Below are 23,393 nucleotides of genomic sequence, written 5' to 3'. Positions count from 1 at the left end.
TCGTACTGCATTGGCAAACGCAGGATTATACCCCCAGTTGGAAGCAGGGTTAAAAACCCCCCTGGTGACGCTTAACTATACTGGAGCGGATAGCGACATTTCCAAAGGCACCATCGCACCTGCAGTTCACCCCTTGCGAGCGGTAGTATGCAAGAGATCAAACCCAAGCCCCCCGCCGGCGCCGGCCAGCTGTTTGGCCACCCCAAAGGCCTGTACCTGCTGTTTGGTACTGAAATGTGGGAACGACTCAGCTACTACGGCATGCGCGGTATTTTCGTCTTCTACCTGACCTCCACTGCGACCGTCGCAGTATTCGGCTGGGAGCAGCTCACAGAGACCGAACTGCAATCCAAGGCCCTCAGTTACTTGGGCTGGTATGCGATGCTGGTGTATCTGACGCCCATTATCGGTGGTTGGATGGCGGACAACCGTTGGGGCCAGCGCCGCTGCATTATGTTTGGCGGCACTCTGATGATGCTGGGACAATTTTCCCTGGGCTTTCCCCACGCCTGGCTGCCGGCAGGTAGCGAGATTTATATGTTGTGGCTGGGCCTGGCACTGTTGATTATCGGCAATGGTTTCTTCAAGCCAAATATCTCCACCCTGGTCGGGGATCTCTACGAAGAGGGCGATCACCGTCGCGACACCGCTTTTACCATTTTCTATATGGGCATCAACCTGGGCTCCATTCTCGGTTATCTCGTCGTGGGCTGGATCGGGGAGAAAGTGGATTATCAACTGGCATTTTTCGTTGCGGGACTCGGCATGTTGGCGGGACTGATACTGCAATTGACCCAGGCCAAACGCTATCTTGGAGCAATCGGCATCGAACCCTCCGCCCTTCTCGGCCAGAAAAAGGAGGAGAGAGTCGATCGGCACCGCCCTCTCACCCAAGAGGAGCGAGACCGTATCAAGGTGATTCTGGTGCTGGGGGTTTTTATCATTATTTTCTGGGCTGGCTTCGAACAGGCTGCCGGTTCCATGAATCTGTTTGCCAAATACCGCACCAACCTGAACGTGTTTGGCTGGGAAATCCCCGCCAGTTGGCTACAGATGGTCAATCCTGTGTTCATTATTATCCTGGCCCCATTGATGGCCAGTATCTGGGTAAGCATGGGTGATCGGGAGCCCGGATCACCAGCAAAATTCAGCCTGGGCCTGGTTTTCCTCGGCATTGGCTTTTTGTCCATGTGCGGCGCAGGGCTGCAGATCGGCGATTCCGAGACTGTCAAAGCCAGTATTTGGTGGCTGGTCTTTGCCTACATATTCCATACCATCGGCGAGTTGTGCCTGTCACCAATTGGGCTTTCAGTAGTCACCAAACTGGCGCCGCTGCGCTATTTATCCCTGATGATGGGCCTCTGGTTTGCATTTATCGGCATTGCCAACAAAGGTGCTGCAGAAATCGGAAAGCTGGTCGGGGTTTCCGGTCCTCTGGCTACTTTTGGCGGCGTGGCCCTGGTTGCAATGGTTGCGGGGGTTATCCTGTATCTCATTCGCGAGAAACTGGTGGATTGGATGCACGGTGCAGAAGAGATCCGCGTCGCAGTGGGAGAAACCACCAAGGAAGAACTGCGTATCACCGCCGATCACGACGGTGTACCGCCAACGCATTTTAGTGGCAATGACCACTAAAGAAAAATATCCGGAGGCTCAGCGCCCTTTCACCAGGCAGGCAATCGCCCTGTCCAGCCCCTCCAGGGTCATCGGGTACATATGCCCACCAACCAGGCGCTGGGTTATCCCAATGCTGGGCGTGTGCTGCCAGTGTGCTTCATCCACCGGGTTTAGCCAGATCAAATGACCGTAGGTACTGGTGACCCGCTCCATCCAGGCCGCACCGGGCTCGTCGTTCATATGTTCGACGCTGCCGTAGCGGCCGGTAATTTCGTAGGGAGCCATAGATGCATCCCCGACAAAAATAACCTTGTAGTCCTTGCCGTAGGTGCGCAGTATTTCCAGCAGGGAAGTGTTTTCTCTGAAGCGCCGCTGGTTGTTTCTCCACACATGTTCATAGACAAAGTTGTGGAAGTAAAAATATTCCAGGTGCTTGAACTCGGAACGACAAGCGGAGAACAGCGCTTCACACACCCTGACATAGGGGTCCATGGAGCCGCCCACATCGAAAAAGAGCAGCACTTTTATCGCGTTGTGCCGTTCGGGCACCATCTGGATATCCAGCAGACCCCCATTGCGCGCAGTAGAGGAGATGGTGTTGTCCAGATCCAACTCCTCAGCGGCACCGGTACGGGCAAATTTGCGCAGCTTGCGCAGGGCCACCTGAATATTGCGGGTGCCCAGGCCAATGCTGTCATCCAGGTCCCTGAACTGTCGTTTCTCCCATACTTTGGATGCCGAGCGGTGGCGCCCTTTGCCTCCGACCCGGATTCCGCCGGGATGATAACCACTATTGCCGAAGGGGCTGGTACCGCCGGTGCCGATCCAGCGGTTGCCACCACTGTGGCGCTTCTTCTGCTCCCCCAGGCGCTTTTTGAATTCCTCCAACAGTTTTTCCAATCCACCCAGACTCCGGACTTTCGCTTTTTCCTCTTCCGTGAGCTGCTTGAGGAATTCAGCCCGCAGCCACTCCTCGGGGATCACTCGCTCGACGAGAGCCTCAACGGTGTCCAGATTCTTGAAATAGGCAGCGAAAGCGCGATCAAACTTGTCGAAGTACTTTTCATCCTTCACCAGGCAGACGCGGGCGAGGCAATAAAAATCATCCATATCCGCGAATACCAGTCGCTGTTGCAATGCCTCGAGCAGTGTCAGCAACTCGGTGATAGACACGGGCAGCTTATAGCGGCGCAAATTCAGGAAAAAGCCAATCAGCATAATAATTCGCAATCATCATGGCCAAAATTTTGAACATGATTCGCCCCTTTGAGTGGGGTCGGTAATAATATACGCTTCTGCGGTTTCATGACATGACGTTGCACAATTACCGGTTTTCGCGGCGCGCCATAAATGCCAGACGCTCGAGCATATGGACATCCTGCTCATTTTTCAGCAGAGCACCGTAGAGTGGAGGAATGGCGTTGCTGTTATCGCGATCTCTCAGTACTTCCTCGGGAATCTCATCTGCCATCAGCAACTTGAGCCAATCAATCAACTCTGAAGTTGAGGGCTTTTTCTTCAGGCCCGGCACATCGCGCAACTGGAAGAAAATATCCATGGCCTCTGTCACCAACTGGCCTTTCATTCCCGGGTAGTGCACATCGATAATTCTGTGCATGGTGTCGCGACTGGGAAAGCTGATGTAGTGGAAAAAACAACGGCGCAGGAAAGCATCCGGCAGTTCTTTTTCATTGTTGGAAGTGATAATCACGATGGGACGCTGCTCGGCCCGGATCGTTTCGCCAGTTTCATAGACAAAGAACTCCATGCGGTCCAGCTCCACCAACAGATCGTTGGGAAATTCAATATCCGCCTTGTCGATCTCATCAATCAGCAGTACCACGCGCTCTTTAGCAGCAAAGGCCTCCCACAACTTGCCACGCTTGATGTAGTTGCCAATATCGTGCACCTTGTCCACCCCCAGTTGGGAATCGCGAAGGCGCGACACTGCATCGTATTCATACAGTCCCTGCTGCGCCTTGGTGGTGGACTTAATATGCCACTGGATCAGCTTCAGTCCGAGACTCTGTGCTACCTGCTCTGCCAGCAGTGTCTTGCCTGTGCCCGGCTCTCCCTTGATCAACAGGGGGCGTTGAAGAGTGACTGCCGCATTGACCGCCATCTGCAAGTCTTCGGTAGCCACATAGCTATCAGTACCGGTAAATTTCATTGCAATTCCAATCCTGTATTCGCCGCTGTCTGTCTGACTTAGCGAATGATAATTGATCAACAGGCCGGGAAGCGAGGCGGGAACGATCAAATTGAATGACCAGCCCGAGTAGGCGGGACTGGGAAAGGGAAGATAGGTAGGAGATCAGGCCGTCTGGGTACTGCGGCGGTGTACCACCTGGCGCCCCTTGCCGGTGATATACCAGCGGATACCCAGGTGACTGTGTATCTTGCCTACCATTTCCAGAACCAACAGGCTGCTCAGGGCGCGGGCAATGGTATTGGTCTCCATACCGCTGTCCTTTACCATGCCGGACAGTGAGCGGAATACACACTCGCCTCCGTTAAGCTGGCTGAGTACCTGCAGGGCATTATCGTCCAGCTTGCGGATCTGATTGAAGTCGAGTGCCGGACCTCGCTCTGGGTCCCCCTCGATCTCATACTCCAGCAGCGGCATCATCTCCAGTTGCATGGTGCGCAACTCCTGCTCCAGATGTTCCACCCGTGCCCGCGCGATACTGGCATCATGCAATTGCCGGCGCGCAGCATTAAATACAAACATGCGCGAGGCAATAGCAGCCAGCAGGCAGTAGCCGGTAAAGAGCAATAAACGCGACGGGTCACCCTGAATCTCAATGAGCAGGTCACTCTGGGTAAACTTGAGAAAAATAGGCACCAAGAGCGCGCCACAGAGGCCCAAAATCAGGCAGCGGGCAAGGCCGGCGGGGTCCTCTTCGGTAAATAACATCTGATAGTAATTCACCAGTCCACCGAGAATACCCGAAACCAGCATGACCGCGGTGAGAATAAGCAGGTGATCGAGCATCAGAGTTCCTCAGCCATCTAGGGGGTCACCGCTCATTTGCGACAGCGGGAAATACACACGCCAAAGGCGCCCTGCCGGCAGTCTTGCTGTGCATCCATCAGCTGAATATATTGGCAAAAACTGACTGGGCTGCACCTAAAAGTACCCGCTAATAATAAAGATAGCGATTTCCCGGGAATTACCCCAACATGCCTTACTCAATTGTGACACTTTGTCGGTACGTTTGGCCTCACGCCAAGCACGGAAGCAGCCTAATAGATATAGCAGCTGCTAACAGCGACAGCGGCCAACGAGAAAGGAAGGGACGCCTTTGATACAGAGTGGAGGTCAGCTCATGTCCGGGGTTCCAGCAGCCTGGGAAAAGCTCAACACCCCATAACATCTGTTGGGAAAAGATATCCCCACAGCCTGCTACCAATGCTGTTGGGACATCAGCCTAGAGCGCCGTCACTGCTCGTTGAAGTAGGGATCTTCATCAAAGCGACTGCGGCGCTCGCGGCGATACTTCAACAACAGAGTGACAATCCCCCAAATGACCATAACAGCCAGGGCCCCACCGGCAGCAAACACCAGATTAGCTGTGACTTCCGGCGCCGCACCATGCTCTTCAAACAGTGTCTGGTACACAAATAAGGGCAGTGCGGGCATAGCCACCAATTCTGCACTCGGTGTCCTGGCCGGTACCAGCAATACTGCCGCAGCAACCAGCAGCAGGGTACGACGCAACCAGCTCCAGTGCCAACTGCGCATAAACCACCAACCTGCCAGCAGCACAACCAGTGTTGCAACAGCATAAACCATCCAGGCGTATTGAAAATCTTCTGACATGTGTTATTCGCTCTGATTTTCGCTGCACTCCGAGACATTCCGCGGCAGCCTATCACTCACCGGTCTGCACCCAGGTAACAATATGCGCTTCCATATCCTCCGGGTGCACCAGCGCCTCACTGATCACACAATCCCGTACCGACACCCCAGCCCTGTGTACCGATTCCACATCCCCGGTAATCAGGGGATGCCAATCCGGCAGCCCACGCCCTTCCGCCAGGCAGCGGTAGGCGCAAGTAATCGGCAACCAGCGGAACGCTTTAATATCCTGCACCCTCAACTGGCTACACTCCGGCACAAGTGTCTTTCGACGGCTGTAATACCTGCAGCGACACGTTCGGGTATCCAGCAGATGGCAAGCGAAATTGGTGCTGTATACCATCCCTGTCTCCTCATCCTCGAAACTGCGCAAGCAGCAGCGACCGCAACCATCACACAGTGCTTCCCATTCGGGCTCACTCATCTGTTCGAGCGATTTCCGCTGCCAGAAAGGTTTTTCTGTCACCGTTTTGCCTCAGTATTGCAGCTTGCTGTTTTTCAGTGCGATCCGATGCATCTCCGAGTCTGCAACAGGGGGCATCTGCAGGTAGTAGCCGCACTTGTGGAGTTCCCGCAAAACCTTGTCGGCATCTGCGCGCGCCAGGTTCCGGTCTGGCGTTATCAACAGAGTTGTCACATGTCGGGGGCTGCCAAACAGCTCCAGTAAATTTCCCGGTATCCGCTCAATCCCTGCGCGCTTGTCGACATACAGATACATTTCCTCTTTCTTTGCGCTGCGATAGATATCGCATAACACTTTCACTGTATTTCCTCTTCGCGCAGTTGTCGCAGCAGTTTCAGTAGTGGACAGCCAATGATTTCAGCCCGCCAGCCACGCAGTCGCCCCCGCAACTCGGGGCTGCTGGCCTGCACCAGCGCTTCCAGCTCCTTTTTACGTATCAGAATTTCAGAAGGCAAGGTTTCGCGCGCAGCAATGGCTGCAAGCTGCCGGCGCAGTTGTTTGAAAATCTCTCCCTGCTGCCGGTTGAGCGGCTGGGGCAGACATGGCGGTGTTTCCTGTCGCTGGATCGACCGGGAGGTGATTTGCAGCAATGTATCACCGTGTTGACGCAGTACTCGTCCCTCCAAACCAAGCTGACTCAGTGCCCCCTTATGTCGCGGCATCTGCTGGGCCAGGGCCATACAGAGACTTTCCTTGAGCAGGTGATTACGCGGCATATCGAGCGCGCGCGCTTCGCGTTCGCGCCAGGCACACAGGTCCTGCAGCGCGGCAAGCTGTTTGCCGCGCAGACGCCAGGCTCCTTTCACCTTTTGGTAGTAGAGCTCTGGAGGCTGCGGGTTGCGCGCTGCTGCAACCAGGGCAGCACAGTCCTCCTGCAGCCACTCCAGTCGACCCCGCTCACGCAAGCGTTTGCTCAGCGCAACGTAAAGTGCCGGCAACCAGGCCACATCCAGTGCCGCATACTTTTTCTGCGCATCACTCAAAGGGCGTTGCAACCAGTCGGAGCGCGTCTCGCTTTTTGGCAGCTCGACATTCAACAGTGAACGCACAGCGGCAGCATATCCCAGGCTTGCATGCATACCACTCATCGCCGCAGCTATCTGGGTATCGAAAATGGGCTCGGGAATCACGCCCAGCAGGCGCTCCAGAGTCTCCAAGTCCTCGCTGCAACTGTGCATGATCTTGGTAACAGCAGTATGCAGCAACAAGTCTCGCAGAGGTTGCAAGTCATCGATGGCCAGATTGTCAATGAGGTAACAGTGCTTTCCGTCCCCTATCTGCACCAGGGCAGGTTGGGGGTAGAAAGTACGGCTGCGCATAAATTCGGTATCCAGCGCCACGGCGCGCTGATGGCGCCAAACATCACACAAATCTGCTAACTGTGTCTTGGTATCCACCCAGCGCGGAGTGGCATCCATATCGATCATCGTCATTACTCAGCCGCCGGAAAGAAGGCCGTTCGGCTGTGAAAGGCGTGTGCCAGAGTGCCGCCATCGATATATTCGAGTTCCCCGCCAATAGGCACCCCATGGGCAATACGACTCACGGCAACGCCGTGCGCCCTGGCGCACTCTGCAATATAATGGGCTGTCGCCTCCCCCTCTACCGTGGGATTGGTGGCGACAATCAGTTCCTGCAGGGGCTCATTGGCAAGCCGCTGCTCCAGTAGGCTGATCCCCAGGTCCTCAGGGCCGATACCATCGATGGGGGAAAGATGCCCGTGCAACACAAAATAGCGACCGTGGTAATTGCCGGCCTGTTCTATCGCCAGCACATCTGCCGGGGTTTCCACCACACAGAGGAAAGCCTGCTCGCGGCGACTGTTATTGCATAGAGCGCAAACCACTTCCTCCGTCAAAATGCGGCACTGGTTACAACGGCCGACCTTTTCCACGGCCTGGGTCAAGCTGCGTGCCAGCAGTACCGCAGCGTCGGGGTCTTTCTCCAGCAGGTGCATGGCCATGCGCTGTGCCGATTTGGGCCCCACACTGGGCAGGCAGCGTAGTGCGCGAATCAACTCTTCGATCAGGGGACTAAACATAGTATTCCAAAACGGCGGGTATTCACCCCTTAAAACGGGAATTTGAAACCTTCCGGCAGATTGATGCCAGAGGCGAGATCACCCACTCGTTGCTTTTGCAGTTCCTGGGCTTTCTCCTCTGCCCGGCGCACTGCATCGTTGACTGCTGCAGCGAGCAGATCCTCTAGCATTTCCTTATCTTCAGTGAGCAGGGACGGGTCGATATGCACCGAGGTGACATCGTGGCGCCCATTCATTGTGACTGTGACCATACCGGCACCGGATTCGCCACACACCCGCAGTTCATTTAACTCCTGTTGCAGCTTTTGCATTTTTTCCTGCATATCGGCCTGCAGTTTCTGGGCCTGCTGCATCAAATCGCCCAAACCTTTCATAGATAACCTCTATCTCTGTGATGTGGCTGCCCGGGATATCACCGGACAGTCAAAACAAATCCCGTAAACCCGGCACGGAAATGTGCCGCCACAGGCCACAAGCAAATCCGAATTCAGGAAAACCACGCCCACCAGCATACCTTGCCGGGCTAATCCTCTGTCCCAACCAGAGACTCGATGGAATCCGGCAGCAGCTCTGCGCTCAATTCTGTCTGTAGTTCCCGGACCAGTGGGTCAGCATGCAATGCCTCACGGGCCGCGGCCACACGAGTTTCCCGAGTAGCGGCTGCCAGGCGTGCGGGGGTATTGCCCCCTATCTGCCCCACCTGAATCTGCACTACAACCGGCCGCTGGAAAAAATCTCCGAGCAGATCCCCCAGGCGTCGCTGGTGCACCTCGTCGTAGAGACTGCTGTAGGATTCATCCAGGGTAAAAGAGAGTATATGGTCCCGCAGGCCCACAAGCTCGAGATGTTGGGCGATGGAGTGCAGTATGCCGCTGATTCCCAACTGCCGGTATAAAACCGGCCAACTGCCCGGTGTCAGAGCATCGAGATGGGCCTTGGGTGCATCTGCACTGGCCACCTGTTGCCGCTGTGGTGCAGGCGATGACTCCACCTCTGCTACCCGCTGGCGCAGTTCTGCCAAAACGGTTTCCTGCGGAGCCTGCGCCGCGGGCGTCGAGGCCTGCTCTTCCGGTGCGGCCTCCTGCCGCCCCCCTTTTGTCCCCCGTTCCCCCCCAACGACTCCAGGCTGGGACCCACGCACCTCAACTTCAGGCCGGAAGAGGGGCCCCTGTACAGTTTCCGGCGCCGGGTGACGATTTGGATCGCCCTGTTCGCCCTTATCCGACAATTCGGGGTTGATAGTGGCCGCCACATCGAGTTGCTGCGATACTACATCAGGCTTTTTTCCCCCAGGCACCCCCTGCTCATCAACCGGCGACTCACCTTGTACAATGTGGGCCTGCGTCCCCCCGGAAGCGTCGGGCAGAGCAACCCGGGGAATATCCGCCACGCCCTGTGGGCGGAATGCCAGCATACGCAGCAGAGCCATCTCAAAACCACTGCGCGGGTTTGGCGCAAAAGGCAAATCGCGCCGGGCGAGCAGAGCCATCTGGTAAAAGAGCTGTATATTTTCCGGCGCTAGACGCCTTACAAGCGCTCTCAGCTGCTCCCCGTTCCCTTGGGCGTTACCCACCGACTGGGGCAATACCTGGGCAACCGCCAGGCGATGCAGGGTATCGGCAAGTTCAGCCAGAGCGGCACTGTAGTCCGGAGCCTGTTGAGCAAGCTCTCCTACAGTAGCAAACAACGCAGTGGCATCCTCGTCAGCCAGGGCGCTTAGCAGCCGCCATACAAGCCCGGTATCAATACTACCGAGCATGTCCCGCACCTCCGCCTCACTGATCTTGCCGCCACCGAAGGCAATCGCCTGATCGGTAAGGCTCATACCATCGCGCATACTGCCATCGGCAGCGCGCCCCAGATGCCAGAGCGCTTCCATTTCAAAGGGCACCCTTTCCTGCTCCAGGACGAACCGTAGATGCTCGACAATCCGCTCCGGGCTCATATTCTTCAAGTTGAACTGCAAGCAGCGGGACAATACGGTTACCGGGAGCTTTTGCGGATCTGTTGTAGCCAATAGAAACTTAACATGGGGTGGCGGCTCTTCCAGGGTTTTCAACAGGGCGTTAAAGGAACTGTTTGACAGCATGTGCACTTCGTCGATCAGATAGACCTTGTAGCGCCCTGTGGTCGGAGCGTACTGGACGTTTTCCAGTAGCTCACGGGTATCCTCCACCTTGGTGCGCGACGCAGCATCCACTTCGATCAGGTCGACAAAGCGGCCATCGGCAATCCCTGTACAGGCGTTGCAGTGTCCACAGGGCTCTGAGCTAACACCTTCTTCACAGTTCAGACACTTGGCTAAAATCCGCGCTATGGTGGTCTTACCCACCCCCCGGGTACCGGCAAACAGATAGGCATGATGCAACCGGCCGCTGTCCAGAGCATTGATCAGGGCCTGGAGCACATGCTTCTGCCCTACCATTTCCCGAAACAGCCGCGGACGCCATTTGCGCGCCAATACTTGATAGCTCATCCAGTCTCCGGTGCTCGACTCTCTCTGAAAATCATCTCTCACGCGCCACCGGCGCGGGCGCCATTATACCGGCATAGACGGCGACGCATAGCGGATACCGGACACCAGTCCAATTAGGCCTATCGCGCCACTCGTCGCCAAGCCAAGGCTTATGATATAACTATGCGCCAGCTGGCACTTATAACAATCAGATCATAACTATCTACGGCAAGCTTGGTACGGGGAACGCAACAGGTAATGAATAAGGCCAGGAAGCTTCTTCTGGAAAGGCTATTTGCCGATCACGGCCAAGCTCTGCTGCGCTTTGTAGCACGTATCGTGAAAAGCCCTGAGGACGCCGAAGACATCACCCAGCACGCTTACCTGCGCCTGCAAAAGCTCAGTGACGAGAAGGAACTGGATAATCCCCGGGCCTATCTTTACCAGATTGCCAACAACCTCGCAGTCGATCAGCTGCGCCGGGGCAAACTGCACGTCGATTATATTAGCCAGCAGCTTCCCGTGGATGGCGGGTCCGACAGCGCTGAGCATATCGACCACCAGTCCCCGGAGCGGGTGCTCGCCGCTCGCCAGCAACTTCAGTCCATCTACGAAACCATGGACAAGCTGCCAGTCAAGTGCCGCCAGGCATTTCTTTTGCACAGAGCCCGCGGACTATCGTACAGTGAGATTGCCCGGGAAATGAACATTTCCGTGAGCAGTGTTGAAAAATATATCCTGCAGGCCCTCAAAGCCTGCCGGCGAAAGGTTGTTTGGAACCCCTATTGACACGGCAACCATAACGGGCTCTAACGACAGCCATTGCCACCCTTGTACAATTGACGCGATAGCTGGGACGGCTTGTATAAAAGGTCCCGTATCGACCTGGGGCCAGTGGCAGTGACGTCTCCGGAAGCCACAGTAACCGGATATCCCACCGGGTTGTAGGGCTGATCGCCAGTGTCTTCTTCAAATTTAGTTGAGGGAGGCATCTACTCGGCCGTCTTAGCATTCAGGGATGGCGCTCGTCATTGGAGGCCAGGGCAATAAATCAGTCTCAGCGCGAACGCGGTGAAAATTACCTGCTGTCAACTGTGATGAAAGTAGTAAAAAGTTTTACACAAGCAGCACATGTATTGTTAACGTCTCACAAATTGGGATAATTCGTGTAAGACACACTCAGTTTAACTGCCGATATCCCAGTTAAACAACAGACTCAAGGCACTGGAGTAAGCATGAATACCAACGCACGGCAGGTAACCTGCGAAGAGAGCCTGGATCAGGCTTGCGCTTGGGTTGCGCGTTTACGCTCTGACGCCATGAGCCCTAAAGAAAAGCGCGACTTTGCGGCATGGTTATCTATGTCTGAGAAAAACCGCTGCGCCTTCCAGGACATTACAGCGTTGTGGGGCGATCTCGGCGCTCTTTCCTATATGCCATTAGATCAGCTCCTCCCCAAAAGCGAACCCTCTGCAACCAGGCGCGAGTTCGCAAAAGTAAGTCCCTCCATGGAGACACCTGCCAACAAAGTGCCCAAACGTGGCGTTTGGGACTTGCCCCAGTGGATCCTGAGCGGAGGACTGGCAACCTGTACTGTATTATTTGCGGCCTGGATCGGTTTTCAGTGGATGGACTCGGAGAAGCCCAATGCACTGGTCTTTATCACCCAAACCGGTGAAATTCGCACCGTTAACCTTAGCGATGGCTCTGAAATAAAGCTGAATTCCAATAGCGAACTGCACGTAAACTACAGCCGTGAGGAAAGGCGTACCCAGCTGGTTCGCGGCGAGGCCTTCTTCGAAGTTGCCAGACAGACTGCCCGCCCATTTTCTGTTGCTGCCGGTAGTGCCAAAATCCGCGTACTTGGAACAGAGTTTAATGTTGAACTCAATCCGAAAAGCACCCGGGTGTCTGTTACTGAGGGAACGGTTTCTGTGAGCGAGGCGGATAGCGCTCCAGGGCTCGCACCAGAATCCGTTAAATTGGGCAAAAATCAAAAGGTCAGCGTCTTCAAGCGCGGCTTGAGCGATGTCCGCCGCACCTCTTTAGAGGAGGCGAAAGATTGGACTCGTGGTCTCCTGGTTTTCGAAAAAACCCCACTAAAGGAGGCCCTGCTGGAACTGAATCGCTATCTCAAGGTACCAGCAGTTGCCACCCCACAAGTGGAAGGGCGACTGGTATCCGGCACCTTCGCCGTATCCGACCCGGACAACACTCTGGAAGCCATAGCAACTGTGTTACATCTGCAGCAGGATCGTACTAATTCCAACCTGACTATCTTGTCTCCCAAGCACAAGTAGGTTATAACCACCCCCTGGCGGTTATTTATTGTGCGCGCTTCAATATTCTGCTCATAAATCCACAATAGCAATAAAAGTATCCGGGGATATTTCGGCTCCGGACCTGTAAAAATGCGCATACTTTTGACAGTAAAGTACTGGGCCTTACTCACTTTAGCGCTTCTGTTGCCCTCTTTTGGGACAGCCGCCGCCCTGTGTCCCAGGCCCAGCATTCAACTGCCCGCGGGCACCCTGTCCCAAGCCCTTATATTCTTGGGACAGCAGTGTAATATTTCGGTGTTGGTGGAGGCTTCCGCTGCCTCTCATTATGTACTAGCGGAGCAGACCCTGCGCAGTGACAGCGGTCAATTTGAGGCTGCCTTGCAGCAGTTGTTATTCGAATTACCGTTCAAATACGAGCGTATAAGCCCGACCTCTGTCGCTGTCATCACAGCCGATAAGAGAAAACACTCCGCAGTAAAACCCAGCATCCACTCTACTGAGGAGGTCACTGTTACTGGGCAGCGTCTCACCGGCAGTCATTTACATCACTCCCATCTGGATAGGTATCCGCCTGTCGACGCACTCACCCGCAAGCAATTGGAGATGACAGGGGCTCAAACAGTCGCCGACTTGCTAAAATTCCTGCCAGCAATCTCTGGCAACTTCACCAGCACCTCGGTCAGCCAAGAGGGAGACGGCACGGCAACTGTCTCCTTGCGCGGTCTACCCGCCAGTAATACGCTCGTCCTCTTAAACGGTCGACGTATTATCAGTGACGGATTTAAAGGGGAGGCCACGGATCTTAACTCCATACCTTTGCCTATGGTTGAACGGATAGAAATTCTGAAGGATGGGGCATTTGCAATTTACGGCTCAGACGCAATTGCCGGCGTAGTAAACATCATCTTACAACGCGATTTTGAAGGTCTAAAAACAAGTAGTTACTACGGCCAATCCCAAGAGAACGACCGGCAAACGAAATCCCATCACTTAACCTGGGGGTGGCAGGGGGACAGAAGTCACTTACTGTTAAGCTTGGCTCAATACCAGCAAGAGGCGGTGATGAGCCGCGATCGCAGTGTCTCCGATTCAGCCGATAGCCGCCCCAACGGTGGCCTGGATCAGCGCTCATCAGCAATTCCCGGAGGATTTATTGCACTGAGTGATAGCACTGTCATTACTAATACCATAACAGGGGATTACCAAGACTGGATTAGCGAAGATCGCTTTAACTACAGCGAGTTTACTTCAGCTATAGCGCCTTTGGATAACAACTCCCTGTACCTCACAGGGGATGTTGATATAGGAGATAATGCGTTTCTATTTGCTGAAATTATGGGAGTTCACACCCTGGCAGAGTCCATAATGGCACCCACCCCGGTATTCACCCGCTTCGATAACGACAACTTCACCATTACCTCTGAAAACATCTACAACGCCTTTAGCCAAGACATCACGGATTTACGAAGACGATTGATAGAAATTGGGCCGCGCAAACAAACCAATCGGATTACTACCTGGCGATTCAATTCCGGACTCAAGGGGCTTTGGCAGGACTGGCAATGGGAATTGGGCGCGGCCTATCAATACACAGAAAAAACTGAGACACTCAGTAACCTGGTTGATCCATCGGCCCTTGCTCTGGGTCTAAAAGGGCCAGACCAGTGCAATCCGGATGTAGGCTGCATTGCTATCAATCTCCTCGGCCCCAGCGGCAGCATTAGCACTGAGCAACAGGATTTTATACGCGGAGATAGTGTCAACAACAGCGACTCACAAATGACTGCGGTCACCCTCGTTGCCGATGCTACCCTTGCGCACTTGACATCCGGGAAAATAGGCGCAGCCGCGGGAATTGAACTTCGACGAGAAGCAATAGACTCCCTGTCAGATAGCAGCGAGGCGGTGTCTTTTATCGGAGGCCATGCTCCCGGCACTACAAAAGGCTCGCGCATTATTAGAGAGGCATTTACCGAAGTCTCTATTCCATTAACTGAACAACTTTGGCTGGATGGTGCTTTGCGCCTGTCGCACTACAATGACTTCGGCAGTACCAGCAATCCCAAATTGGCACTGCGCTGGAAACCGTTTTCCGCTCTGATGATACGGGGGAGCTTTGCAACTGGATTTAGAGCCCCAACCCTCACAGATGTTAAACAGCAAAGCTACCTAAGCCAGGTAACGATCATTGATCCCTGTTCATACAATCCCCCCGACTTCCTTCCAGGTTGCACAAAACAAGCCGACAGCTCACTGATTGAGCACCTGACCGAATTTGGGGGCAACCCGAATCTGAAGCCGGAAACATCGAAAAATCTATCTTTGGGTATTACATGGACCCCCGCCTCTCTCAAGGGGTTGAAGGCAACTTTCGATTTATACGATATCCAGCAAGAAAACGTCATTGGGTCTGACCCTAAGCTTCTTGTTGAACAAAATGCCCGCTCAGGCTTATTCGATGACAAGGTGATTAGAGATGAAAACGGCGATATCAGCAGGATCTTTGCCACCCGGCTAAATCAGGGAAACCGTGAGGTGCAGGGGTATGACATAGCTCTGCGCTATAATGCACAACACGGGCATGCAGGCCATTTTCGCCTCGCATTTAATATCAGTCATATACTGCATCACCTCAAACAAGTCACACCCGAATCACAAAAAGAAGACCTTTCCGGCACCTTTGTCGGGGGTACGAGTGGCGAGGCTGGATCTCTCCCTAAATGGAAAGCAAATGCTGGTATCTACTGGAACAAAAGCCCCTGGAAAGCTGCCTATACCATGCACTATGTAGGTCCAGTGGAAGAAACATTTACTCAAGGCAGGTCCCTCACCTCACGAGATATTGAGGACTGGTCCACCCACGATCTTCAATTTGCGGTCACCCCCCACAAAAAACTGCGACTTGCCATAGGGGTCAACAACCTGCTAAACCAATCCCCCCCATTAGCGGCCACTGCCACTCACCATAATTACGATTATCGGACCTACGACATTACCGGCCGCTTCTGGTATGGCAGTTTCTCTCTCAAACTGTGATCTGAAAACCCATTTATTGTCCACTGCTGTCATCTCCATACCAATGCTCAATATGGCACCAATAAGCACTTTCACCGAACTGCTCAGTAAAGAACCAATCCCATCACTGAGCTGAGGTAAGACCAGGACAGAGGTACAAAACACACATTCAGCGATTCCTGCAAGACATTGCCTGAGCATCTCTGAGTTACGCAATCGGTTTAGAGATACTTGTGTGTTGCCTATCAGATCACCCAGCCATTTTTTAAATCTGTGTCACCCTCAGCCTACACTCTAAATAGTCCCCCAAACTCCGTAGTTTATTTCAGGTCAACCAGCTATTAGAGAGGCCAATACTTTAACCAGCAGCCTCCGTCCTGGGGATTAAAAATCACCTGCTCCGCTGATGCCAAACAAACCTGTAAGAGAACACTTCAAAACGGACAATCGGGCGACGATCCATTCACGGGAAGGAAAAATATGCGGCTAATCACACTGATATTGGCGCTCAGCACATCCTTTACATTTTGGCTGGAGGATACAAATGCTCTGTTAGCGGATACGGATTCAGGGATACTGGAAGATGCAATCCATGGATTCTACATAGACCGCACAGTAACGCAAACCGGACAGGACTTTGTTCGCTATATCAGCGAGTACAGAAAGCTCAATTATCCAGATGCCACTTACATGCTGACGATCTACGAGCGCCCCTCATCTCTGTGGGGAAATCTCATCTGGGTAACCTATAACGGCAGAATTATATTCAGACGATTCATTATTCCAAGCACAAGCGGCATATACCCCCTGGCTATTGAGGCCGCTCAATATATCCACGAAACTATACTGCAGGAGCGTATCCGAAGCCCACTCATCCACAAAACATTGATTCCAGTGCACAAGGATACATTCATTCCCATCCTGGAAGAAAACCACCGCCTTCTTCATTCGTGAATCTACGTCCCTGCTTATTGTTTACCCGGCAATCGACTGGATCGTCAAGTTAATAGTGCGGTCTATAGCTGAGGACAAATGGAGAATAGGGTCCCGCACACCATTCACCAGTATCCAATTGATAGCAATGTAATTGCGCACGACTACAGTTATCCAGCGCCCCCATGTAGGGATCTCCAGCCAGGCAAAATCGGGGAAAGGCCGTAATTTCATCCGGTGGCACCGGGCTGCGCTTGTAGGTGTAGTACATTGGGTCACCACACAGATCTTGCCAAAAGCCGTCGGCACAGCCGCCTAGCAGATGTGCCGCGATCAGCACCAGTACAACTCTACTCGTCATAGGAAATACAGCGCCTGCCGCCGGAAATATCATAGCAGCGAGCACTGGGGGGGCAAATCGAACCCGGTGCCAGCTCCTCGGAATCACCGGGGCAACCAGAAGGCTTGGTTTCGCGCACAGGCGGCGGCGCAGGTACATGAGAAGAGGGGTAGGAGCGGTATTCAGCATGTCGTGGTATTGGCGAGCTGTGAGGGTACACGACCTGATTGCGAGAATTGGGTGTCCCGCAGGCTGTCAGTAACAGGCTCATAAAGAGCGCGAAAATAACTATCGGGGAGTTTTGCATGGGTATTTCTCCGTATCGGTACCTCGCGAAGCGGTCTTCACGTACTTCGGTTAAAGATCGGGTTATGCTCCCATATTCAGGCGCACTGCATTTCCACAAACACTAATAAACCCTCATAATCGGAAAGAACCAGGTCACGGAGTTATACATGCTGTCGGCACACTCCGTTACGCATTGGAAACTGGCCGGTGAGGGTTGCAGATATTTGGAATCATAACTGCCCATTTCGGCAAAGCTGGTACTCTGTCCATCAGTGCCTGTCTCGAAATAAAATGGGTCTTCACCCTCCACATCTTCAGCAGGCACAAACAAGCAACCTTGCATCATCAACACCAACAGGAACGGTAAGGCGAACCTCCCTGAAAGTCTCATGATTCGACTCCCCCACAGTTTCAGTGTTGCGCTAATAGCTGTCTTCATAGAGTCTAGCTGCGGGAGATTCGCGAGTAATTGACGCCGAGGCATTTATACGCATAATTCATTTTTATGTTGCTTTTAGCGTCATTGGTTCACAGTGGAACCTGTGGACCAGGATGAAACCCAAATAAGAAAATGGCGCCAAGAGTCAATACTTACTCATTGGACCTCGGCACTTTTCGATCTTGGTGAAGAACCTCCGAGTCAGGCTGATCTACAGTATCCGGCTTGTATTATCCCGTGGTCCTTCATCCTTTTCGAGATCCTTTTCCTGGTCAAATCGCGATTGGTCTAAAAAAACCGGCAAGTCGCTCAAGGCCATTAACCGCCGTGTTGAAAAATGCCCAGGTATATGTGTGGGTAACAGTGTTGAGGCAACACCCAGCCAAGAGCGACAAAGATTCGAAAACCATCAACCTTCCCACCCACTGCGACGGTTACATCTCCCAGCAGCAGACTGTGAGCCGCTCTCTTTATCATCTGCTGGCACAGGGAGCGTTGGCCCCCATTATTCGGCCCTGCGGAAATCCAGCATTCTCTGCAGCGCAATCATCGCCTTGCGCCCCAATTCCTCGTCCACAAAGATTTCATTGGCGCCCAGCTCCAAAACCCCGTACAGATTCTCCAGCGAGTTCATTGCCATCCATGGGCAGTTGGCACAGCTGCGACAGGTGGCGCCAGCACCGGCAGTTGGAGCAATTATCAGCTCTTTATCCGGACATTCTCGCTGCATTTTGTAAAAAATGCCCTGGTCAGTCGCTACAATAAAGCGTTTCTCTGCGCGGGTTTTAGCAGCATTGATGATCTGCGAAGTGGAACCCACAACATCTGCCAGCGCAACCACCGGTGCCGGTGATTCAGGATGTACCAGTACTGCCGCATCTGGATATAAAGCTTTAAGATCCCTCACCCCCTTTGCTTTGAATTCCTCATGCACGATACAGGCGCCATCCCACAGCAACACATCCGCGCCAGTCTCACGCCGCACATAGCTCCCCAAGTGTTTGTCCGGAGCCCACAGGATTTTCTCACCCTTGGCGTCCAGATAATCCACCACATCGAGAGCGATACTGGAGGTTACCACCCAGTCGGCACGGGCCTTCACCGCCGCAGATGTGTTGGCATAAACCACTACTGTGCGATCGGGGTGCTGATCGCAAAATGCCGAGAAGGCCTCTGAAGGGCAACCCAAGTCCAGGGAACATGTAGCCTCCAAAGTAGGCATCAGTACACGCTTGCTAGGGGTTAGTATCTTGGCGGTCTCCCCCATAAACTTAACCCCGGCGACCACCAGCGTATCGGCCGAGTGCCGGGCACCAAAACGAGCCATTTCCAGGGAGTCCGAGACACAGCCACCGGTCTCTTCGGCCAGTGCCTGAATCATGGGATCGGTATAATAATGCGCCACCAGCACAGCATTTTGCGCTTTCAGTAAGCACTTGATACGTTCACGCCAAATCCGCAATGCCTCTTCACCATACTGGGACACAACTGACCCCGCCGAATGGGCCTCCACCAAGGAGGGGGCATCAAGCGTGCCTGCGACATTGGACTTATGAGTCATTGCTAGCCACCATCAGGGAAAAGGGCGCATTATAGCGCAATGGAAGGCCACCCAAATGGGTTGACTGCACCCTCAGGATCTGGCTGGAAACTGGCAACATAGTGCATCTGCTCTATCCCCACAATACCAAAATGGGTGCCATAGGGTGATTCTGGTGTGAGAATACGCGAGGACCCGGCCAGCCGCGGTTCTCAGCCTTTATCTCCTTGAACAGGCAACCTAGACTCCGGCTTGCGCAATTGGGCCGGACACTCATTGAGCATTAGCGGATAGGGTCCCGACATATTGCGTTTGGTGAAGGGGAACTACTGCAAGGGCGCTTTGACCAGTCCAGTTATATGGGGCGTAAACTGATCCAAGTAGAGCCCAGAATCTGTTGTTCCGGCCAGAAGAGTGACAACTGATGGGCAGGGTAGACTAGCAAATGACCTCCATCACCGACCAGGATGGCGGCAGTCTTCACTGCAGCGGTCCCGGGATATCGATCCCGACCCGTACAACCAAGGGACTATTCTCGCGAACATCATTGACCCTGCCAACATAGAGTAGCGTATACAAGGCTCAGGCTATTGAGCCCAATGCCGACAACCACTACCTGCGCGGATATCCTCTGCTGTATCGGCGGACACAAGCCTCAGATCACCGCTTTGGAGAAATGTCGTAATCACTACCTCACCGCCACGCACCAAGGAGTCTATACCTTGGCAGATGGCATTTTCCATCAGAGACGGCAGAGATCTGTTTTCGGGGCCTGGTTATTTTCGATATCAGTGCGGTATTCCAGCCGATTCCACATACGAATCACCCGAATTTCGAAGTAACCGTACAGGATTTCCATTTCCTTCAGGGGCACTCATTATGCACAGGGCAGTGCCTAGTAGCATTGAAAAGTTGAGAAGGGCTTTGTCGACCACTCTCAGACCGTCAGCTACCGTGCCTATCACAGTGGAAAGCAAACAGAAAAGCAGTGAGGTCTGATCTGGATCTGCAACCGCCTACGTTCAGTGAGCAGAATTCCTGTTGATAGGGCCTGTTCACACTAATTAAAGTATCGGCAATAAGCGCAAAGTGAATAAAAAACGTGAAAACAACATCCAGTTTATCAAAGCGAGAGAAAATTCTTCTGAAGCCCTTCAGGCATCGAAACAGTCTCTCCACTTCATTTCGCTTTTTGTACGCCTCTACGTCGTATTTCCAGGTGCTCAATCGGTTACTCTTCGGTGGCACGACAGGTTCCATGCCCAGATCGAATACCAACTGCCGGGGTTCATTACCTTCGTAGGCCTTGTCCATGATCACTTTGGCTCCATCCCAACCGCAGTTCTCATGGCTTTTCAGCAGCTTTCGGCCCTCTGAACGTCTCCAGCCTGCCCCGGCGACAGAGAAAATACTACGGCGCGGTTGTGGCCGGCTGCAACCATATGAATCTTGGTGGTCCAGCCTGCTCGTGATTTGCGATAGATTGAGGACCGTTTTTTAGAGCGCCAGTGCCGTCTGGATGAAGTTTAACAGCCGTAGAATCAAGAGAGATATGATCGACCTGGATATTGATCACATTATTTTCCTGGAGGGCCAGAAAGCCCCTATCCAGTACACCTTGCTTGGCCCAACGATTCGCCTGCATGTAGACGCTGTGCCAACGGCGGAATTTCTTCGGCAGGCCTCGCCATTTGCAGCCATGCTCGGCTATGTAAAGAATGGCTGTCAGCACCTGTAAGCTGGATATTTTCACGTTGCCGCGCTAGATGGGCAGAAAACCTTCGATAATTTTGTATTGTTGCGCTGTAATTTCCATGCAGGGATTATACAGGATTTAGCACAACTGCAGACCTTTGACATATCATCTGCAACTGATTGACACGCCTGATCCCCATAATAGTTATTGGAGTAGTTACAATCCACACAAGGGGTTTGATGATATCTGGCCCCTCTGAAAAGCTTATCTATCAATGCGATAATAGTTTTCATATTCTCCTCCCGTGCTCTGAGTAACCGGTAGACTAACGCAGCAGAGAAAATGTAATAAAATAGTCTTTTTCACTAATCTTCATAGCCTGGTTCTATGGAGTTACCTCTTCACTTATTCCGGCCATAGTGCCGCTTGTTTTTTAGTCAGGAAAAGGAAATAGATCTGTGAATACGGCACTGTACCTGCTCAAAAATATCAACGCAAAGAGCTGCACTAATAGTGCATGGTAACGTGGACAACAACTCCCGTAATGTCTTGGTTTGAACTTCTGGTTTGTTAGTAGCTCATAGGCTCCACAAGATAAAAAAAGCCCCGGGATTGCCAGGGCTTTCGTCAATATACAGGTTCAACAACACTGAGGATTAATTATTAACCGACATACACCATCCTCAGTTATTGGGATTTTGGTATTGTTCAAACTTAACGCCACACTCCCCACTGTCCGGTTGTGCCTGGCTCTTCACCTCTTGTCCACCACCCTGCTGTCCATGTTTTTTCATTATGAGTCACCACATCGCCGGCAGTATAGACCTGGCTCCTATCCCACTTTTGAACCGTAGGGTCTGTGGGGTCTGTGGGGTCTGTTATAGTTGATGGTTCTACGACAAACGAATACACCTCTTCATCAATGGCAGCGTCGCTACTGATCGTCAATCTAAAGGTTAATTCCTGACGTATATTCGGCAGGCTTGACGTGTCGATGATTAGGGCATTATCAGGGCCGGCCGAAGTTTGCACCTGGCTGCCACTGACTTGTGACCATTGTGCATGCGTGATATCACCTTTGCTTTCCCCTTGTGTAAGCACCATATAGTCCCCGTGCCTCACTTTTGCATTAACAGGGGGCGTTAACACTCTGGGGGTAATCACCGCCATTAATTCGCTCCCATTATCGATAATGGTGAATTGGCCAGAAGCTCTCGAATCCTTTGAGTTAAAATAATTTCCATGCAAATCATTTCGGAAATACATGTAATGATTCATTTCTTCATGCCAGCGACCAATAAAAACGTTTCCATTATGATTCGACTCGTACCAGCCGGTAACTTGAGAAGCCAAGAGTCTGTCCCAATCATTTTTGTTGTCCTCTGTGATGGACAATGAAAATGAGGAGTGCTCTTCACCATTTTTATTGAACACCGTATACTTGACTGTATCGCCAACACTCACTGAGTTTAAATTAATTTCTTGCGGAAGAAAGGTATTACCCTGGACAAGGTACGGTTGCGTTGTATCTGGATTGGGTTCTTCGGGCGGATCAACATCATTATTTGTAATAGTAATATCGCTACAATTATAGAAACCTTCACCAGCTGGATCTACACGCTGCCAGCGCACAAATAAAACGGCATTTCCCACCCTGTCTTCGGGAATAGTGACATTCATACGGTATTTACCGTTAGCAGCCGGCACATTATCTACTTCTTGAATAAGATCAAGATCATTCCAAGTCAGTGGCTTTGATAAATCCGCATTGGGCTTGGTTAAGTAAAACTGCCAAAATGAAGGATTATGCGGCGCTGTTGCATTGAAAACGTATTCAAAGGTTCCAGCCTTGAGCTCGACACGACTCCAGGCGTCCGTTCCCGCACCCATACCTCTTTTTTGGGGGTCATTGGCATAACATAAGGTGCCGTCAGGGACCGCTCTTCTTACAGAGGCAATATTGTTATAATCAGGGATATTAATAGAAAACTCATTGCGTTGTTGAAATGGATATGAACCTGAAATACTCTTAGCTAGAGCACACCCAGCATTTGGTGGCGTCCCGGACCAAATATTGCCTTGTTCATAGCAGATTTGTTGTCTGGCCTTGGGGTATTCGGACCAGCCATGGGCCTGTGTCTGCAGGCTATATGGCAACAACAATATTGATGCAATGACAAACTTTGTTCTTAATAACATGAAATTACTCTTTATTAATCAATACTCTTTGGTGGGCCCACCGCCTGGGTCGCCACCTGAAAAATTTAAGACACGGCAACAGCTAAAATGTTCCCACATAAAGTTTTTGGCTGAAATATCCAGTAATCCAGAAACTCGTACAGCCTGATCAGCATTGTAAATTCAAGCTTCCAGCCGAATCTGTGAATTCGGTTGGTTTTTTGACATCTTTTCCTGAATTCAT

18 protein-coding genes and 1 pseudogene are annotated in these 23,393 nt (G+C 52.5%); 5 read left to right on the top strand and 14 right to left on the bottom strand.

Annotated features, from left to right (window positions below; genetic code table 11):
* Window positions 1–147 precede the first annotated feature (147 nt).
* Window positions 148–1,635 (top strand): peptide MFS transporter, encoded by a 1,488-nt coding sequence (locus tag Q5Y71_RS05690; RefSeq protein WP_306040787.1) that lies wholly within the window; start codon window positions 148–150, stop codon window positions 1,633–1,635.
* Between the two features lie 18 nt (window positions 1,636–1,653).
* Here the strand turns inward: Q5Y71_RS05690 and Q5Y71_RS05685 are convergent, their stop codons facing one another.
* From Q5Y71_RS05685 to dnaX, 10 genes are all read right to left on the bottom strand, one after another.
* Window positions 1,654–2,835, bottom strand: a complete 1,182-nt coding sequence (locus tag Q5Y71_RS05685; RefSeq protein ID WP_306040784.1) for a VWA domain-containing protein — start codon at window positions 2,833–2,835, stop codon at window positions 1,654–1,656.
* 106 nt (window positions 2,836–2,941) lie between these two features.
* The gene (locus Q5Y71_RS05680; RefSeq protein WP_306040783.1) at window positions 2,942–3,787 is read right to left on the bottom strand and encodes a MoxR family ATPase; all 846 of its coding nucleotides are present in this window, start codon (window positions 3,785–3,787) and stop codon (window positions 2,942–2,944) included.
* 144 nt (window positions 3,788–3,931) lie between these two features.
* Window positions 3,932–4,612 carry a YEATS-associated helix-containing protein gene (locus tag Q5Y71_RS05675; protein ID WP_306040781.1) on the bottom strand — a complete coding sequence of 227 codons (681 nt, stop codon included), beginning with the start codon at window positions 4,610–4,612 and terminating at the stop codon, window positions 3,932–3,934.
* A gap of 447 nt (window positions 4,613–5,059) precedes the next feature.
* Window positions 5,060–5,440, bottom strand: coding sequence for a hypothetical protein (locus Q5Y71_RS05670; RefSeq protein ID WP_306040779.1), 381 nt, complete (start codon window positions 5,438–5,440; stop codon window positions 5,060–5,062).
* A gap of 52 nt (window positions 5,441–5,492) precedes the next feature.
* Complete coding sequence (locus tag Q5Y71_RS05665; RefSeq protein WP_306040777.1) at window positions 5,493–5,945, bottom strand: YcgN family cysteine cluster protein; 453 nt, start codon at window positions 5,943–5,945, stop codon at window positions 5,493–5,495.
* A gap of 9 nt (window positions 5,946–5,954) precedes the next feature.
* Window positions 5,955–6,242: a YcgL domain-containing protein gene (locus Q5Y71_RS05660; protein ID WP_306040775.1), complete on the bottom strand. Its 288-nt coding sequence runs from the start codon at window positions 6,240–6,242 to the stop codon at window positions 5,955–5,957.
* Window positions 6,239–7,375, bottom strand: coding sequence for a ribonuclease D (rnd, locus tag Q5Y71_RS05655; protein ID WP_306040773.1), 1,137 nt, complete (start codon window positions 7,373–7,375; stop codon window positions 6,239–6,241). The genes Q5Y71_RS05660 and rnd overlap by 4 nt, the downstream gene beginning before the upstream one ends.
* Window positions 7,375–7,983 carry a recombination mediator RecR gene (gene recR, locus Q5Y71_RS05650; protein ID WP_306040771.1) on the bottom strand — a complete coding sequence of 203 codons (609 nt, stop codon included), beginning with the start codon at window positions 7,981–7,983 and terminating at the stop codon, window positions 7,375–7,377. The genes rnd and recR overlap by 1 nt, the downstream gene beginning before the upstream one ends.
* 29 nt (window positions 7,984–8,012) lie before the next feature.
* Window positions 8,013–8,357, bottom strand: coding sequence for a YbaB/EbfC family nucleoid-associated protein (locus Q5Y71_RS05645; RefSeq protein WP_301414911.1), 345 nt, complete (start codon window positions 8,355–8,357; stop codon window positions 8,013–8,015).
* 149 nt (window positions 8,358–8,506) lie between these two features.
* Complete coding sequence (gene dnaX / locus Q5Y71_RS05640) at window positions 8,507–10,459, bottom strand: DNA polymerase III subunit gamma/tau (RefSeq protein ID WP_306040767.1); 1,953 nt, start codon at window positions 10,457–10,459, stop codon at window positions 8,507–8,509.
* Between the two features lie 237 nt (window positions 10,460–10,696).
* Between dnaX and Q5Y71_RS05635 the strand changes: the two genes are divergently transcribed.
* The 4 genes from Q5Y71_RS05635 (at window position 10,697) to Q5Y71_RS05620 (ending at window position 16,689) form a co-directional block, all read left to right on the top strand.
* Window positions 10,697–11,227, top strand: a complete 531-nt coding sequence (locus Q5Y71_RS05635; protein WP_301414914.1) for an RNA polymerase sigma factor — start codon at window positions 10,697–10,699, stop codon at window positions 11,225–11,227.
* Between the two features lie 446 nt (window positions 11,228–11,673).
* Entirely contained in the window at window positions 11,674–12,738 is a 1,065-nt protein-coding gene (locus tag Q5Y71_RS05630; protein ID WP_306040765.1) for a FecR domain-containing protein, read from the top strand.
* A gap of 111 nt (window positions 12,739–12,849) precedes the next feature.
* On the top strand, window positions 12,850–15,756 hold the full coding sequence (locus tag Q5Y71_RS05625) for a TonB-dependent receptor (RefSeq protein ID WP_306040762.1): 2,907 nt from the start codon (window positions 12,850–12,852) through the stop codon (window positions 15,754–15,756).
* A gap of 459 nt (window positions 15,757–16,215) precedes the next feature.
* Window positions 16,216–16,689 (top strand): CsgE family curli-type amyloid fiber assembly protein, encoded by a 474-nt coding sequence (locus tag Q5Y71_RS05620; RefSeq protein ID WP_306040760.1) that lies wholly within the window; start codon window positions 16,216–16,218, stop codon window positions 16,687–16,689.
* Between the two features lie 49 nt (window positions 16,690–16,738).
* On the opposite strand, the gene Q5Y71_RS05615 is transcribed toward Q5Y71_RS05620, so the two are convergent.
* From Q5Y71_RS05615 to Q5Y71_RS05600, 4 genes and pseudogenes are all read right to left on the bottom strand, one after another.
* The gene (locus Q5Y71_RS05615; RefSeq protein WP_301414918.1) at window positions 16,739–17,029 is read right to left on the bottom strand and encodes a hypothetical protein; all 291 of its coding nucleotides are present in this window, start codon (window positions 17,027–17,029) and stop codon (window positions 16,739–16,741) included.
* Between the two features lie 1,211 nt (window positions 17,030–18,240).
* The gene (gene nadA / locus Q5Y71_RS05610) at window positions 18,241–19,296 is read right to left on the bottom strand and encodes a quinolinate synthase NadA (RefSeq protein ID WP_306040756.1); all 1,056 of its coding nucleotides are present in this window, start codon (window positions 19,294–19,296) and stop codon (window positions 18,241–18,243) included.
* A gap of 1,041 nt (window positions 19,297–20,337) precedes the next feature.
* A pseudogene (locus Q5Y71_RS05605) lies at window positions 20,338–21,091 on the bottom strand (IS5 family transposase); the annotation flags it as partial.
* 594 nt (window positions 21,092–21,685) lie between these two features.
* Window positions 21,686–23,170 carry a lytic polysaccharide monooxygenase gene (locus Q5Y71_RS05600; protein WP_306040754.1) on the bottom strand — a complete coding sequence of 495 codons (1,485 nt, stop codon included), beginning with the start codon at window positions 23,168–23,170 and terminating at the stop codon, window positions 21,686–21,688.
* Window positions 23,171–23,393: the final 223 nt, after the last annotated feature.

The organism is Microbulbifer sp. 2205BS26-8 (assembly GCF_030731025.1).
Lineage (GTDB): Bacteria > Pseudomonadota > Gammaproteobacteria > Pseudomonadales > Cellvibrionaceae > Microbulbifer > Microbulbifer spongiae.
The sequence above is the reverse complement of the archived record's forward strand: the minus strand, read 5'-3'. Positions and strand labels throughout refer to the sequence as shown.